The sequence below is a fragment of the Gordonia sp. CPCC 205333 genome (assembly GCF_048537885.1).
GTDB lineage: Bacteria > Actinomycetota > Actinomycetes > Mycobacteriales > Mycobacteriaceae > Gordonia.
The window spans coordinates 672,522-687,493 of record NZ_JBCLVI010000001.1 but is presented as its reverse complement, the minus strand read 5'-3'; the positions used below and the strand labels follow the sequence as shown (position 1 = coordinate 687,493).

Genomic DNA, 14,972 nt, shown 5'->3' with positions numbered 1-14,972 from the left:
CGGAATTTCCGGCCGGGCAGATGTGGGTGGGTTATGCGCTCTGCGGCAATGATGCCTCGACGGCTGCCTTCAACTCGTCGACGCTCGACGTACCCGACCGCAGCACAGCTTGCGACGCCGGGTCTTCGATGGCGATGATGCCGAGCAGCAGGTGCTCGGGACGAAGCCGGTCGTCGTCGGCATCCCGCGCGATCTGCACGGCCGCGGCGAAGGCATCCCTGGCCGCCACGCTGAACCGTGGCCGGTTACCCCGGCCGCGCGGTCCACGACGTCCGCGTCCCTGCGCCCATGGGCCTTCGGGACCGAATGGACCTTCCGGACCGAACGGCCCTTCGGGGCCGAACGGGCCGCGCTCGCCGAATGGTCCGTCAGGACCGAATCGACCCTCTGGCCCTTCGGGACCGCGTGGGCCTTCGGGACCGCGTGGGCCTTCGGGACCGCGCGGCCCGAAGTCGCCGGGCCGGAACTGACCGGGATGTCCTCGATGTCCGCGACCTCGGCCTCCGCCACGGGGACCCCATTCGCCTTCGCCGCGCGGGCCGCAGTCCCGGCCGCGTCCACGACCTCGGCCGCGTCCACCGCGGTCACCGCGTTCGCCCCAGCCGAAGGCCAGGTCATCGCCGAAGCGGTCACTGACTGCCTCGCGAATCTTGTCGAGGTCAATACCGATGCTGCGCAAGGCATTCCGGTCTTCCTCGTAACGTTCCTCGGCGGTCTTGTCCGCCGAGTCGTCTGGATGCTCATCGTGATAAGTCTTGACGACCTCACGAGCTCCCGCCAGTGTCAGTCCGTTTTCGCCGAGCAGGCTGAACAACGGGCTGCGGGCATTGCAGAGCATGCCCAGGATGAGATGGTCTGCGCCAAGTCGCGGTTGCGACAGATCGGCGGCTTCTTGTGTTGCAAAGGTCAGGATCATCTTGCCTTCGCGAGTGAGTCGGCCAAACATGGTCGTCTCCTTCCTCTGCCCGGGGTTAGCCCTGGGCGTCGCGTTGTGAATGTTTCTGGTGCACGGCCTGCCGACTGACTTGTAGTACGTCGGCGATCGCCTGCCAGCTCCAACCCTCAGCGCGAGCGCTGGCGACGTGTACGTCTTCGAGCCGGTCGGCAAGTGTTCGCAGGGCGCGTACCGCGGCCAGCCCCTCGGCGGGATCTTGGCTAGCGGCAGCGTTCTCGGTTTCATGCACAACGTCAGGTTATCTTGACACTCGATGCATGTCAAGAATTATTGACGAACAAATTTGAGCGGTCACGCACAGACGCGATTCACGCCTGCGAAATCACGTCGTCGAGCAGTCGCAACGCTGGCACTGCCGCGGCGATCTCGACCTGACGCTCGGGCGGGAGTTTGGACATATACTCACCGACTCGCTGGGCATACTCACCCCGACGTCGCGCCACGAACTCATATCCCTGCTCGGTGAGTTCGATCAGCATCGCGCGGCCATCATCGGGATCTTGTTTCCGGGACACCAGCCCGTCGCGCTCAAGGGAGCCGATGAGTACCGTCATCGACGGCTGCGTAACCTTCTGCGCCGCGGCAAGCGCGGTGATTCGACGGGGACCGCCGTGTCGCAGGGTCGCCAGCGTCGATGTCGCGGTCATGCTGATCTCGCGCGGTTGCCGACGCAACAGATTCGACAACAACGAATAGAGCGCTTCGGCGACGGCTTCGGTGTCGAGATCGGGCAGCGCGGCGTCGAGCGAGTTGGCGGACATGCGCCGAGTCTATTCGCTACCGCCGGCACCCCTCCCAAAACTCTGGACCGCGCCGAGATCCGTTCCAGCAGGCTCAGTCCGCACGGACAGGTTGTTCTCGGCACACAACCCAAGCCCAGATTTCAGGAAGGACAGGCGACCAACTACAGGAGCGCCAGGATCTGCGTCACGATCTCTTCGATATCGGCACCGGTCGTGTCGACCGCCAAGTCCGGATTCTGCGGCGTCTCATAGGGCGCATCCCAACCGGTGAGACCGGTCAACTCGCCAGCCTTCGCCTTGGCATAAAGCCCTTTGGGATCTCTACGCGCGCACTCTTCGACCGGTGTCGAGATATGAATCTCGATGAACGGCAATTCGGCGGCCTTGTTAAGAGTGCGGGCGATCTCCCGATCCGATTCCAACGGCGAGACCAGCGAAGCGATCGCGACGATGCCCGAATCGGCGAACAGTCGCGTCAGGTGACCGACGCGTCGCACGTTCTCGGCTCGATCACCGGGCGAGAACCCAAGATCGTCCGATAGTCCGTGCCGCACATTGTCACCGTCGAGAAGATAAGCGGCACGGCCGGATTCGACAAGGGCACGCTCCAGCGCGACCGCGACTGTCGACTTACCCGACGCCGGCAATCCGGTGAGCCACACTGTCGCACCCCGCTGCCCGACCGACGTCCATCGATGCCCACGATCCAACGACGACGGATGCCAGCGAATATCGGTGCGGACCCGCTCACCGGCCTTGACCTCGCGCGCGGTCAGAATTGTTCCGGCGCCGACGGTTTCATTCGAATTCTCGTCGATGAGGATGAATGAACCGCCATCGCGGTTGTCCCCGTACGCATCTGCGACGACGACCGAACTGGTTCGCAACGTCACCACACCGATGTCGTTGAGCGCCAACTCAACCGGATACTCGTCGGAGTTCAAAGTCTCCGGATCCAGTTTCGACACCAGTTCGCCCACGGTGCCGCGCACCGTACGAGTGGTGTGTTTGACCGCGATCCGGTCACCGGCCCGCAGCGGAGTGTCGGCGAACCAGCAGATCGTCGCTTCCAACTCGCGCGCCAGCACCGGATGATGCTCGAGCGGATCTTCACCGTCGGGCACTGCTCCGCTGACCAGCACGTCGCCGCGCGCCACATCGATATCATCGGCGAGTTCCACTGAAACCGACAGTGGCGCAACGGCGAGGTCCCGTTCGGGATCGAGGGTATCGAGCGCGGTGATGGTCGACGACGAACCCGACGGCAGCGCGGTGACCACATCGCCGACCCGCAGCGTCCCGGCCGACAGTCGGCCGGTGTAACGCCGACGCGTCGATGCGTCCGGCCGCGACACCCACTGGATCGGCAGCCGCAGATCCTCGGGAGTCGCTGCGGGGGCGGATAATTCGACGCTCTCGAGGTATTCGAGCAGAGTCGGACCGGTGTACCACGGTGTTTTCGGCGACCGGTGGACCACGTTGTCGCCGTCCTTGGCTGCCAGCGGCACGACCACCAGATCTTTAACACCAAGCCGCTCGGCGAGCACCACGAGTTCCTGCTCGACTTCACGCAGGCGCGCCTCGTCATAGTCGACCAAGTCGATCTTATTGACCGCTGCGACAAGATGATTCACTCCGAGCAAGGACGCGATGCGTGCATGCCGACGGGTCTGGCGCACCACCCCGGCGCGCGCGTCGACCAGTAGAACGGCCACATGAGCGTTCGATGCTCCGGTGAACATATTGCGGGTGTACCGCTCATGCCCCGGAGTGTCAGCGAGGATGTAGCTGCGCGTGGGAGTGGAGAAGAAGCGGTACGCGACGTCGATGGTGATGCCCTGCTCCCGCTCGGCGCGCAGACCGTCGGACAATGCGGCGAGATCGGGTACACCGGCGGCATCGACCACCGATTCCAGATGATCGGACGGCAGGCTGTCGGTATCGAATAGCAGGCGTCCGATCAATGTGCTCTTACCGTCGTCGACTGAGCCGGCCGTCGCCAGCCGAAGCAGTTGGCGGGGTGCGTGATTCACGGTGCCGGTGGATTCGGTGACCGCATCGGTTGTCGTCGACATCAGAAGTATCCTTCTCGTTTGCGGTCTTCCATCGCGGCAGCCGACGTCCGATCGTCGGCGCGAGTGGCGCCGCGTTCGGAAACCGTTGCGGCCGAAACCTCTTCAATAATCCCGGTCAGGTCCGTCGCTCGTGACCGGACCGCGCCGGTGATCGTGAGATCGCCCACGGTACGGTACCGAATCCATTCACGGTTGACCGGCTCATCAGGACCCGGTGAGGTGAATTCCGAAGGGGTGAGCAAGATTCCGTCTCGTTCGAATACTTCGCGCTCATGAGCGAAGTAGATCGACGGCAGTTCGAGGTCTTCGAGTTGGATATAGCGCCAGATATCGACTTCTGTCCAGTTCGACAACGGAAATACTCGAACCTGCTCGCCCCGTCGGATTCGACCGTTGTACAACGACCACGGTTCGGGCCGCTGCGCACGCGGATCCCATTGACCGAATTCGTCACGGAAACTAAGCACACGTTCCTTGGCCCGCGCCCGCTCCTCGTCACGGCGGGCACCGCCGAACGCCGCGTCGAAGCCCCCCGCATCCAGCGCGTCCAGCAATGTCCTGGTCTGCAGCCGATTTCGCGAGGCGTTGGGGCCACCTTCCTCGACCACCCGCCCGTCATCGATCGCGTCCTGCACCTTCGCCACGATCAGCTGATGTCCCCGCTCAGCAGCACTCGGCCCGCTCGCTGCGCTCCCGGCGCCGGTGGTCCGGCGGTCACGGAATTCGATAACCTCGGGGAAGTTGTGGCCGGTGTCCACATGCAACACCGGAAATGGCAGCTTCTGCCCGTCGCCAAAAGCCTTCTCCGCCAAGCGAAGAAGGACTATCGAGTCCTTGCCGGCGGAGAACAGTAGAACCGGCCGTTCCAGTTCAGCCACAACCTCGCGAATGATGTGCACGGCCTCGGCTTCGAGGATGCGCAACTCATCGACGTGGAATGGATCGGTGTGTGCGTCGGCAACCGCGGTCATACCAGTAGCTCCTGTCCGTCAGCACTTTCCCGGAATCGTTCAACCCATTCGTCCGATCGGCGGTCCGCCTGGCGTTTCAACGCCGGCGGCGGCACTTCGGTATCCAGCCCGATCGCGTCGAGGACGCGGCGGAGAACGGCCGATGTGTTGGCAGCCAGATCGGCGTAGGTCACCTCGACCGGCTCAATCCCATGATCAGCGAAGTAGGTGCGCCACCCGCGTTCTTGGTCCTGCAGCAGTCTTACCAAATGTGCGATGCCGCCCTGGTGGTACTGCGCGACGTCGTCACCTTCGGCCGGTTTACCCTGCCACGTGTTGGTTTGGACCGCCCGCCAAAACGAAACTGCCTGTGACACAACGTCTTCGCGCGTCACCTTGATATAAAGCACATCCCCCAGGATGTCGCCGAGCGCGGAATGCAAGTCACTGCCGCGACGACCGGTCAGTCCGGCGGCCCGGTCTACGACCAGCGGCGTCTGATTCCACATTATTTTTCCGCCCCACACGCCATTCTCGGTGGTCCCCTCGCTGGCGATCCGCGCCCGCCACTCGTCGGACGTCTCCGTCGTCGGCAATCCGGGTCGATCGGCGGCGAGCAGACTCAAAATCGATTCATCGGCCACCCCCACAAACCAATCGCTCGGCTGCGGCGCTAGCGACGTCTCCGGCAGGTACTGGAAGAACTCCTGTGGATGACCGGCGACGCCGGTGGATCGCAGCGACTCCACCAACAAGGTGGAGCCGCTGCGTTGCGAGGCGCAAACGAGATATGAGCGCGGGCTAGACGCCCCAGATGACACTGGCATGGCGAAAATCCTAAACGCGGCCAAGGCTATTCGCCTGATCGCCCGGCCTTGGGAATCACACATCGCCTATTCATTGACAGTGCGTCTGATCAGCTGTAGTCGTAGAAACCGCGACCGGTCTTGCGGCCCAACAGGCCTGCCTCGACCATCCGGCGCAGTCGCGGCGGCGGCGCGTAATGCGGTTCGGCGAACTCGGCGTAGAGCGACTCGGCGGCAGCCAGCGCAATATCGAGGCCAACTGTGTCGAGCAGCGTCAGTGGCCCCATCGGGTATCCGCAGCCGCCCTTCATCGCGGCGTCAATATCTTCCTTCGACGCGTAGCCGGAATCGAGCATGCGAACCGCCTGGCACAGGTACGGAATCAATAGGGCATTGACGATGAACCCGGACTGATCACCCGCCCGCACTGGCGTCTTACCGAGCGTGTCTGCGACGTAGTCGGTAACCGCGGCCGCGGTCTCCGGGGCGGTCAGCAGCGTCGAGATAATCTCGACCAGCGGCATCACCGGCACTGGATTGAAGAAATGGACGCCGACCACGCGCGCCGGGTTTTGCGTGGCGGTCGCCACCTTGATCACCGGGATCGACGATGTATTGGTCGCCAGGATCGCCTCCGGCTTCACAATCTTGTCGAGCTTGGCGAAGATCTCAGCCTTGAGCGATTCGATCTCCGGAGCAGCCTCGATAACCAGGTCCCGATCGGCAAATTCTTCGATGTTCAGGGTGACCCGAACTCGGGCTACCGCCGCGTCGGCATCCTCTTGCGAGATCTTGCCTTTCGCCACACCCCGCGAGATCGACTTCGCGATACGTTCGCTGGCGGCGTCGGCGAATTCCTGCTTGGTCTCCAGGACCAGCACCTCGCTGCCGGCCTTCGCGCATACCTCGGCGATGCCGGCACCCATGGTGCCGCCACCGATCACTCCGATCAACTTCACAACACGTCTCCAAAACTTGGGGATACGCGATGCCTGAGCGGCACCGCGACGGCCCCGAGTCTACTGCGCGGCCCCACTCACGACGTCGTCGACATAGTTGCGGTCCGCGCCGCGCGGGGAGCGTGGGATGGTGTCGGTGCGTTCAGCCAGCGTCGCGCGATACCGCGCCATGAATTCGTCGGCGCGGGCACTGCCCTGCTCGTCGGAGGCCACCACATCACCGGTATTGGCCCGCCAACTCTGGAGACGACGGGCCAATTCGGCGCGCAGTTGCGCATACGCCGGGTCGTCGGCCAGATTGTTCCGTTCGTCCGGATCCTGCGCCAGCGCATACAATTCGACGGCCGGCCTCGGCCTGGTATGGGCGTCGTCAAGGGCGCGACCCGAGTCACTGTCGGCGATATCCAGCGGCAGTTCCAACGCGGCGCGCGGCGCGAAATTCTCGATGTAGCTGTAGTCGCGAGTACGCACGGCGCGAATCGGATCGTAGGTGTCGTGGTAGTCCTTCTCGGTGAAAACCACCTCACGTACGGGCACGCTCGGAACGCTGCCGGTCAGCACCGCCGCATGCGAAAGGCCCTGAATCTCTTCGGGGATCTCAACGCCAAGGGCATCAAGGAGCGTCGGCACCAGATCGACACCGGAGAACAGTCCGTCGTAGGCGCCGGTAGCGACCCGCAGAGATTTCGGCGGCCGGACGATGAAGGAGATGCCGGTGCCCCGCGCATAGAGGGTCGACTTCGCGCCCGGAAATGCCTCACCGTGATCGGTGAAGAACACTATCCAGGTGTCCTCACCGAAACCGCTGGCGTCGATGTGTTCGGCGAGCCGGCCGGTGGCGGCATCGGCGATATTGATGGAACTGTGGAACGACGCCAGATCGCCTCGAACCTCAGGGGTATCGGGCAGATAGGAAGGGACGTCGAAGGCGTCGGGATCGCCGGGCGGGTAGCGATGAGCCGGATAGGGCCGATGAACCTCGAAGAAGCCCGCGTTGAGCAGGAACGGCACCGTGCCGCCGGCATCCCGTTCGGCTGCCCGAGCGTCGAGCCACTCCACCGCGCGATCCACGACGTAGTCGCAATCCGAATCGGCGACATCGACGTCGTCGTAGCCGAGGCTGCCCGGCGCGGTCGACTCATGCTGCATACCGATCAACGCCGTACGCCAACCGGCGTCGCGCAGAATCGCGGGCAGGGTCTGCACACCGTCGCGATAGGCGAATCCGTGGTGGGCCAGGCCCACGATCCCGTTGTCGTGTGGGTAGCGGCCGGTCAGCAGCGCGCCGCGCGACGGCGAGCACAATGGCGACGCGGCGTGCGCATTGGCGAATAGAAATCCTTGTGCGGCAAGGGCTTCCAGATTTGGACTCACGGCGCCCGATGCACCGTACACTTCGAGGTGACGCCCCAGATCATGCCAATGAACCAGGACGACGTTATTGCGTGCAGTTGAACTCATCTGCGCTGGGAACTCCTCAAATTGCTCGGCCGTGCGAACGTAGTACGCCGCCCCGAAGGCGGCCACGGGTTTAACTCATCAAGATTGAAATCGGCCGGTTTGCCACATCGTCGAGAACACCGACGACGGTTCGTCCAGATTCAGGCCGGCCTCGGCGAGCCAACTGTCGTCGTAGTAGGTGTCGGCGTATCGGTCGCCCGAATCGCAGAGCAGGGTCACCACACTGCCCGGCCGCCTCCGCGCCACCATCTCTTCGACAACGGTGAGCGCACCCCACATATTGGTGCCTGTCGACGCTCCGACTCTGCGCCCCAACACATCTGACGTGGCTCGCATCGCGGCGATCGACGCTGCGTCGGGGATACCGATCATCCGGTCAATAACCTGCGAAACGAATGACGGTTCCACCCGAGGTCGACCGATACCCTCGATTCGCGAACCTTTGATTCCGGTGATCTCGCCGTCACCGCTCTCATAGGCGGGGAGGAATACCGAATTCTCCGGATCGACGACGCAAAGCCAGGTCGGGTGCCGACGGTAGCGCAGGTAGCGACCCAGTGTCGCCGAGGTGCCGCCGGTACCAGCGCCGACGACGATCCACGTCGGGATCGGATACTGCTCCTGCTCCAATTGGGCGAAGATGGACTCGGCGATATTGTTGTTCCCTCGCCAGTCGGTCGCGCGTTCAGCCATCGTGAACTGATCGATGAAATGGCCGTCGGTCTGCAAAGCGAGATCTGCCGCCACCGCGTAAACGTCGGCCGGGTTGTCGACGAAATGACAACGGCCGCCTTGCCTTTCGATCAATGCGGTCTTGGCCGGTGACGTGCTGCGGGCCATCACCGCGACGAACGGCACTCCGATCAGCTTCGCGAAATATGCTTCGGAGACGGCCGTCGAGCCAGACGATGCCTCGATCACGGTAGTGCCCTCGCTGATCCAGCCGTTGCACAGCGCGTAGAGGAATAGGGATCGGGCCAGCCGGTGTTTCAGCGATCCGGTCGGATGGGTTGACTCGTCTTTCAGGTACAGATCCACCCCGGCGCGATTGCCATCGTCGCCGACCCAATGCGACCAGTCCGGCAACGGAAAACGCAGGAGGTGAGTGTCGGCGCTGCGGCGGGCGTCGGCGTCAATCAATCGGACCGCGGTCTCCGACCAGGCGCGGTCACGCCGTCGGTCGATGTCGGTCACTTGCCGCGCAACCGCGACTGGAGTTCGTCGCGTCGCTTGGCGCGGTCGGCGTCGATCGCGGCGACCTGAGCGTTCACCCGAAGGCGCAACGGCTTGAATAGGAACATTCCCAGCGGAAGGGCGATCAGGACACCGAACATCGCGGCTACGATCACTGGAACTTCGACGAAGATCCTGCCAACGAAGAAGATCACCGTCGCGATGACGATCACCAGAATGATCCGCGCCAGCGTGTACAGGACAAGCGAGCCGATCATCGTCGCGACACTCGGAGCGGGCTGGTCGGTGCTGGTCTTCTCGCTACTCACGATGCCCAGTCTACGTGTTAGCCCACGTCAGGCCGCTTCGGCCGGGAGGATGAGTACGGATCGTCCGATATTTACTGTTTCTTTACTGGTTACTGACTGTTCGAGTAACCAGGGGTCGGGCGTGTATTGCTTAATACGGTCGGTTCGGACAACAAGTGACCCACTTCGTCGTCCGAGACGAATCAGAGCCTGTCTCCATCCCATCAACAGAAGGGTCCGCATCGTGACCATCACCGACGCACCAATCCAGGCAACAGCCACCATCACCCCCAAGTTGGCCAGCCAGCACACGCTGACCCCTGGACAGGTCGCCTCGATGTTCAATGTGAATCCGAAGACCGTCGCCCGCTGGGCCAGCTCGGGCCTGCTCGGCTCCATCCGCACACCTGGTGGCCACCGTCGCTTCCGCGAAGCCGACGTCGTCGAACTTCTCAATCGCCGGGTCAACTGACCCATACCCACCACCGACTGACACCACGCGGGAACCTCACGCTTCCGGTTCACACTCACGTATCGTGGGTGCTACCGGAGGTCTTCGAACTGTTCGGTCAGAGGGCTAGCTGGGCCCGGCAGTTCGAAGAATCCACGAGGAGGTTGCCGTGTACTTCGCACTGACGTTCGTCGGATTGTGCGCCATCGCCTATCTACTATGGCGAGCATTCGGTCCCGTTGCCCGCGACGACCATTCGAACGCACCAGCCGAATCTCGTCGCACCCCGCCACCCATCGGCCCGGATGACGACGCCGAATTTCTCTTTGAGCTGGACCGCCGCGAGAAGCGCGGAGACGATTCGGCCTGATTGGGCCGAACCGGGTCTAAGCAATTTAGTCCTACAGCCCCGCGTATGAATGCAGGCCCGAAACCACCAGGTTGATCGCGAATAGGTTGAATACCAATGTCGCGAATCCGGCTACATTGACCCACGCGGCCGCCCGGTTACGCCAGCCGGCGGTCGCGCGGGCGTGCAGGTAGGCCGCATAGATCACCCAGGCGATGAATGAGACCGTCTCTTTGGGGTCCCAGCCCCAGAACCGCCCCCATGCCGACTCGGCCCAGATGGCACCACAGATGACGCCGAGCCCGAACAGCGGGAAGCCGAATACCACTGACTTGTACGCCACGCGATCGAGCGACTGAGCCGACGGAATGTGATCGACGATCCGGCGCAACACATTTCGCGACGGCACTCCGGTCGATGACCCCGAATCACCGCCACCCCAGTGCATTTTCGCTAGATACAACAAGCTCGCCACACCGGATACCAGCAGCACACCGGAACTGATTGAGATGATCGAGACGTGGATCGCCAGCCAATATGACTTCAGGGCTGGCACCACCGGCGCAGCCTGCGTGTAGAGCCACTTGCCGCCGATGAACATCAACAGCACCACCGGCAACAGCACGAAGGACAGCAGCGGGCGGTTGGTCGGCTTACGCAGCACCACGACGCCGGCTACCACGCAGGCCGCGCAGGTCAGCGAGATGAACTCGTACATATTGCCCCACGGGGCACGGTCGGTTGCCACGCCGCGCAGCACGATCGACGCGATATGTGCCAGCGCGCCGACGATGACCACCGGGTACGCCATGTCGCCCAGTCGGTCACCGAAGGTTCGCACCGGCGTCTGCGCGACTTTGCCCGGTGCGCGGTCATCGGTGGGAGTCGCACCACCCGCCGCGCCGACGCCCACGAGTTTCTTGACCGACACCGCGGCGTCGACCACCTGGCGGCTACGCGCGGTGGCCAGCGAGACCAGGAACATGAACATCGCGAGCACATAGACGGTGATCGCGGTGGTGTAGAGGAGGTCGGAGTATCGGGACAGATTCTCGTCGATATGCACGGTCACTTCGCCCGATGCGAGCTGCCACGCGTTCCCGGTCACCACGTTGTTCATTCGTCCTGCGCTCCTACCAGGCCGGCCGCCTGCTTCTCGAATCCCTCGCCCCAGCCGGCCTGATCTGTGCGGGCCAACCCGGCAATCTCTACTACAGTACGTCGTTGCTCACCATCAGCGGTAGCCACTGGCACCAGCCGCGCCCAAATGCGACGCCGCCGGATCAGTAGGGAAACCAGCAGACCGGCCAACATCGCGACGGCCGACACCAGCACCCACTTCTGCGCCGGGTCATGGGAAATCTGCACCGAGACCCACCGTTGGTAACCGTCGAAACTCACTCTGGTGCCGTCGGGCAATTGAGAGGTCTGCCCGACGCCAAGGTTCGCCTGCGCCTGCTGTTTCAGCTGCCCGTTATGCATCATGATCGGGTCCAGCGAGTACACGTTCTGCGGCGCGCCACTGTCCAAGCCGGTATTGCCCTTGAATATCCGGATCGCGACATACGGATTCTTAGCCACCGGGGACGACGACATCAGCAATGTTCCGTCAAACGCCGCCGTCGGCGCGAACAAGCCTTGGAGTGCGATCTGATTCTGATTGCGAACCTTCTGATCGGGATACATACCGCCCGGCGTATCGAATCGCACTGCCCCCGACGACAACATCGTAGTCATCTGGTCGGGAATGAATGGCACAGTCTGCGTCCGCTTCTCGCCGTTCGGGAAAGTCACGGTGAACGTCGGCGCATAGCCATTGCCCAGTACGTACACCCGGTCACCGGCCAGCCGCAGCGGTTCGTTCACGCGCACGGTGGATTCACGCCACGACGATGGATCGGCGCCAAGGTCTTCGGTGTGGGCGATCTTCGCGGTGTACATATCGGGCTGACCGTTGGGAAGGAAAGTCGCGGTGAACTCATCAACGCGAATACAGAAGGGCGCCAAGTCAGTTCCGTCGACCATGCTGCCGCCGCGGAATGAGTCATATACGGCGGTCGAGGTATTGCACAGGCCCTGCTCGCCGTCGGCGACGAGAGAGCGGGTCCCTTCGTATCCGTAGAGTTTGCCGATCGCGATGGATACCAACAACGCCAGCAACGCGAAATGGAAGACTAAGTTACCGAATTCGCGCAGATAGCCTTTCTCCGCGGAGACCTCGACCACGCCATCGGGATAGTTCTTGGTGGATTCGCGGACCACCACCTCGCGGCGCCAGCCTCGGAGATTGCGGTCGATTCGCTGGGCGATCTGCTCCGGGGAGCCCTCGACCTCGTAGGTGAGATGTCGTGGCATCCGGGCGAGATTGCGTGGCGCGGCAACAGGTTTGGCGCGCAGCGCCTGGAAATGTTCGACCAACCGCGGGGTCAGACACCCGACGAGAGAGACGAACAGCAGCACATAGATCGCGGTGAACCACGCACTGGCGAAGACGTCGAACAGTTGAAGTCGATCCATCAACTCGCCGAGTTTGCCGTGCGCGTCGATATAACTCTGCGTCTTCTGCTCGTTGAGCGGACGTTGTGGCAACAGCGCGCCGGGTATCGCGGCGAGCGCCAATAGGAACAGCAGCGCCAGCGCGGTCCGCATCGAGGTCAGCGACCGCCAGAGATTGCGCAGTGGCCACAGCAGATAACGCTTGGCCCAATGCGGTGCGACGGTATCCGTACTCAAACCGGTAACTCCGTGTCGGTGATGAAGGCATCGCGCACCCACATGATGAATTGGTCCCACATACCGGTGACCAACGCGACACCGACCGCGACGAGCATGATTCCGCCGAACACCTGGATGGCACGGGCATGCCGCCGGATCCAGCCGAGCGAACGCAACGCCCAGGCCGACGAAAAGGCCAGCACCACAAAGGGAATGCCTAGGCCAAGACAATACGCGATGATCAGCGCGATTCCCTTGGCCGCGGTAGCACCCTGGGTTCCGCTGGCGGTCGCGATTACCGCGGCCAGGGTCGGCCCGAGACAGGGCGTCCAGCCGAGCGCGAAGACCGCGCCGAGCAGCGGCGCGCCGACGATATTGGAAATACGTCGCGGCGCGAATCGATGCTCGCGCTGCATAATCGGCACCAGTCCGACGAACACCAGTCCCATCAGGATGGTCACCACACCGCCGATGCGTTGCAGCAGTTCACGATTGACGATGAAGGTGGTAGTGATACCGAGGACGGTAGCGGTCGCCAGCACGAAGACCACCGTGAAGCCGAGCACGAAGAGCAGGGCCGCACCGGCAACCCTGGTTCGCCCCTTGGCTTTTGGCTCGTCGGCGGTGACCGCGGGGGCCTCGGCTCCGACGACGCCGGCCAGATAGGACAGGTAGCCGGGGACCAACGGCACCACACACGGCGAGGCGAACGACAGCAGCCCAGCGATCGCACAGGCCGCCAGGGCAAGCACCAGCGGCCCCGACGTCACCGTGTCGGCAAAGGTTTGCCCGATGCTCATGGCGTATCCGGTTCGGCGACAATCCTATTCACCGTCGCACGCAGTTCCTCACCGGAAACCGACCGCAGATACACCACGGCCGGACGATGCTTCTTGTCAAGCACGACGGTCGTCGGCACCACCGACGTCGGGGTGGTTAGGGCTGCCAGCGTCGCGCCCGGATAGTCGTACAGCGACGGATAGGTGATTTTCCGGTCGGTGACGAAATCCTTCGCCGACGACCGGTCGTCGCGAAAGTTGATACCCACGAATGCGACTCCGGCGTCCTTCGTTTGTGCGTAAACACGCTGAAGAGCGTCGGCCTCGCCGCGGCACGGGCCACACCATGATCCCCACACGTTGATGACGACTGCTTTACCCGCGAAGTCGTCGAGGGTGACACGCTTGTCGGTGAACAGGTCTTTGCCCGCCACCGGTGCGACCGGCTTGCGCCCCGCAGCGTCGTAGGTGATTTCCGTCTTGCCGCCCGGCGACACGAACTGGAAGGTATCCCCTTGCGCCACCGCGTCCTTACCCGTGGAACAGCTGGTGGCGAGGATCACCACGACTGTCGCGAGCGCGACCAGAACCAGGGCACGCATGACGAGGTGTTTAGGCCAGACCACGAGTAACGATCACGCTCCCATGGTCAGTGGGTCCGAAGTTCCGGCCGGTTCGGAGTAGATGATGTCGATCAACGCGTCGTCGTCGTAGATAAGGCTGGTCAACGACGCCAGCGAGCACTGGCGACGGCGCGGATCGTGCCAGAGCCGTTGCCCCTCGAGGAATCGGCGCAGGGTGTAGACCGGCAACTGGTGGGAGACGCAGACAACCTCGTGACCACGCGCGGTATCGCGTGCCTTGGTTGCCGCCGCGAGCATTCGGTGCGCGAGCTGGATATACGGCTCACCCCACGACGGAGTGAACGGATCACGCAGTTTGGACCAGTGTCGAGGTTTGGACAGCGCACCGTCGCCGACCGAAACCTTCAGACCTTCGAAGACGTTGTCTGCCTCGATGAGGTCATCGTTGGTGGCGATATCGAGGCCATGCGCCGAGGCGATCGGCGTCGCGGTCTCCTGCGCGCGTTGCAGCGGTGACGCGAAAACCGCGGCGATGTCGTGGTCGGCGAGCATATCGGCGACGGACTGCGCTTGCCCGCGTCCAGCGTCGGAGAGTCGAAAACCGGGCAACCGTCCGTAGAGAATTTGGTCCGGATTGAATACTTCACCGTGTCGCATCATGTGC

General features: G+C 63.1%; 17 protein-coding genes. 2 read left to right on the top strand and 15 right to left on the bottom strand.

From position 1 onward, the window contains the following. Window positions 1-31: 31 nt before the first annotated feature. The 10 genes from AAFP29_RS03310 to AAFP29_RS03265 all read right to left on the bottom strand — a co-directional run bounded on the left by AAFP29_RS03310 (window position 32) and on the right by AAFP29_RS03265 (window position 9,451). Complete coding sequence (locus AAFP29_RS03310; protein ID WP_419215877.1) at window positions 32-946, bottom strand: Clp protease N-terminal domain-containing protein; 915 nt, start codon at window positions 944-946, stop codon at window positions 32-34. A 25-nt stretch (window positions 947-971) separates the two neighbouring features. Further along, complete coding sequence (locus tag AAFP29_RS03305; protein WP_419215876.1) at window positions 972-1,184, bottom strand: helix-turn-helix domain-containing protein; 213 nt, start codon at window positions 1,182-1,184, stop codon at window positions 972-974. Window positions 1,185-1,263: 79 nt separating this feature from the next. Next, window positions 1,264-1,716 carry a MarR family winged helix-turn-helix transcriptional regulator gene (locus tag AAFP29_RS03300; protein WP_419215875.1) on the bottom strand — a complete coding sequence of 151 codons (453 nt, stop codon included), beginning with the start codon at window positions 1,714-1,716 and terminating at the stop codon, window positions 1,264-1,266. Between the two features lie 143 nt (window positions 1,717-1,859). Beyond that, on the bottom strand, window positions 1,860-3,773 hold the full coding sequence (gene cysC / locus AAFP29_RS03295) for an adenylyl-sulfate kinase (RefSeq protein ID WP_419215874.1): 1,914 nt from the start codon (window positions 3,771-3,773) through the stop codon (window positions 1,860-1,862). Beyond that, complete coding sequence (cysD, locus tag AAFP29_RS03290; RefSeq protein ID WP_419215873.1) at window positions 3,773-4,744, bottom strand: sulfate adenylyltransferase subunit CysD; 972 nt, start codon at window positions 4,742-4,744, stop codon at window positions 3,773-3,775. The genes cysC and cysD overlap by 1 nt, the downstream gene beginning before the upstream one ends. Next, window positions 4,741-5,550 (bottom strand): Stf0 family sulfotransferase, encoded by an 810-nt coding sequence (locus tag AAFP29_RS03285; protein WP_419215872.1) that lies wholly within the window; start codon window positions 5,548-5,550, stop codon window positions 4,741-4,743. The genes cysD and AAFP29_RS03285 overlap by 4 nt, the downstream gene beginning before the upstream one ends. An 89-nt stretch (window positions 5,551-5,639) precedes the next feature. Then, window positions 5,640-6,488 carry a 3-hydroxybutyryl-CoA dehydrogenase gene (locus tag AAFP29_RS03280; RefSeq protein WP_419215871.1) on the bottom strand — a complete coding sequence of 283 codons (849 nt, stop codon included), beginning with the start codon at window positions 6,486-6,488 and terminating at the stop codon, window positions 5,640-5,642. Between the two features lie 60 nt (window positions 6,489-6,548). After that, window positions 6,549-7,949 (bottom strand): sulfatase, encoded by a 1,401-nt coding sequence (locus tag AAFP29_RS03275; RefSeq protein ID WP_419215870.1) that lies wholly within the window; start codon window positions 7,947-7,949, stop codon window positions 6,549-6,551. A gap of 78 nt (window positions 7,950-8,027) precedes the next feature. Then, window positions 8,028-9,143, bottom strand: a complete 1,116-nt coding sequence (locus AAFP29_RS03270) for a PLP-dependent cysteine synthase family protein (protein ID WP_419215869.1) — start codon at window positions 9,141-9,143, stop codon at window positions 8,028-8,030. Continuing rightward, window positions 9,140-9,451: a DUF4229 domain-containing protein gene (locus AAFP29_RS03265; RefSeq protein WP_419215868.1), complete on the bottom strand. Its 312-nt coding sequence runs from the start codon at window positions 9,449-9,451 to the stop codon at window positions 9,140-9,142. The genes AAFP29_RS03270 and AAFP29_RS03265 overlap by 4 nt, the downstream gene beginning before the upstream one ends. A 223-nt stretch (window positions 9,452-9,674) precedes the next feature. Here AAFP29_RS03265 and AAFP29_RS03260 point away from each other — a divergent pair, with 223 nt between their 5' ends. Together AAFP29_RS03260 and AAFP29_RS03255 are read left to right on the top strand one after the other, a co-directional pair. Continuing rightward, a complete protein-coding gene (locus tag AAFP29_RS03260) occupies window positions 9,675-9,902 on the top strand; it encodes a BldC family transcriptional regulator (RefSeq protein ID WP_419215867.1) in 228 nt (75 codons plus the stop codon). Between the two features lie 148 nt (window positions 9,903-10,050). Beyond that, a complete protein-coding gene (locus AAFP29_RS03255; RefSeq protein WP_419215866.1) occupies window positions 10,051-10,251 on the top strand; it encodes a hypothetical protein in 201 nt (66 codons plus the stop codon). 31 nt (window positions 10,252-10,282) lie between these two features. On the opposite strand, the gene ccsB is transcribed toward AAFP29_RS03255, so the two are convergent. The 5 genes from ccsB to AAFP29_RS03230 are packed head-to-tail and all read right to left on the bottom strand — an operon-like array spanning window position 10,283 to window position 14,968. Next, window positions 10,283-11,350: a c-type cytochrome biogenesis protein CcsB gene (gene ccsB, locus AAFP29_RS03250; protein WP_419215865.1), complete on the bottom strand. Its 1,068-nt coding sequence runs from the start codon at window positions 11,348-11,350 to the stop codon at window positions 10,283-10,285. Next, window positions 11,347-12,963 (bottom strand): cytochrome c biogenesis protein ResB, encoded by a 1,617-nt coding sequence (gene resB / locus AAFP29_RS03245; protein WP_419215864.1) that lies wholly within the window; start codon window positions 12,961-12,963, stop codon window positions 11,347-11,349. Before resB ends, ccsB begins: the two co-directional genes overlap by 4 nt. Next, the gene (locus tag AAFP29_RS03240; protein ID WP_419215863.1) at window positions 12,960-13,745 is read right to left on the bottom strand and encodes a cytochrome c biogenesis CcdA family protein; all 786 of its coding nucleotides are present in this window, start codon (window positions 13,743-13,745) and stop codon (window positions 12,960-12,962) included. The genes resB and AAFP29_RS03240 overlap by 4 nt, the downstream gene beginning before the upstream one ends. Further along, window positions 13,742-14,326, bottom strand: a complete 585-nt coding sequence (locus tag AAFP29_RS03235; RefSeq protein ID WP_419215862.1) for a TlpA disulfide reductase family protein — start codon at window positions 14,324-14,326, stop codon at window positions 13,742-13,744. Before AAFP29_RS03235 ends, AAFP29_RS03240 begins: the two co-directional genes overlap by 4 nt. 33 nt (window positions 14,327-14,359) lie before the next feature. Then, window positions 14,360-14,968 (bottom strand): histidine phosphatase family protein, encoded by a 609-nt coding sequence (locus AAFP29_RS03230; RefSeq protein WP_419216331.1) that lies wholly within the window; start codon window positions 14,966-14,968, stop codon window positions 14,360-14,362. Window positions 14,969-14,972: the final 4 nt, after the last annotated feature.

Coding starts and splice junctions, on each gene's coding strand:
- AAFP29_RS03310 (WP_419215877.1), bottom strand. CDS start 946: ATGTTTGGCCGACTCACTCGCGAAGGCAAGATGATCCTGACCTTTGCA.
- AAFP29_RS03300 (WP_419215875.1), bottom strand. CDS start 1,716: ATGTCCGCCAACTCGCTCGACGCCGCGCTGCCCGATCTCGACACCGAA.
- cysC (WP_419215874.1), bottom strand. CDS start 3,773: ATGTCGACGACAACCGATGCGGTCACCGAATCCACCGGCACCGTGAAT.
- cysD (WP_419215873.1), bottom strand. CDS start 4,744: ATGACCGCGGTTGCCGACGCACACACCGATCCATTCCACGTCGATGAG.
- AAFP29_RS03285 (WP_419215872.1), bottom strand. CDS start 5,550: ATGCCAGTGTCATCTGGGGCGTCTAGCCCGCGCTCATATCTCGTTTGC.
- AAFP29_RS03275 (WP_419215870.1), bottom strand. CDS start 7,949: ATGAGTTCAACTGCACGCAATAACGTCGTCCTGGTTCATTGGCATGAT.
- ccsB (WP_419215865.1), bottom strand. CDS start 11,350: ATGAACAACGTGGTGACCGGGAACGCGTGGCAGCTCGCATCGGGCGAA.
- AAFP29_RS03240 (WP_419215863.1), bottom strand. CDS start 13,745: ATGAGCATCGGGCAAACCTTTGCCGACACGGTGACGTCGGGGCCGCTG.
- AAFP29_RS03235 (WP_419215862.1), bottom strand. CDS start 14,326: ATGCGTGCCCTGGTTCTGGTCGCGCTCGCGACAGTCGTGGTGATCCTC.
- AAFP29_RS03230 (WP_419216331.1), bottom strand. CDS start 14,968: ATGATGCGACACGGTGAAGTATTCAATCCGGACCAAATTCTCTACGGA.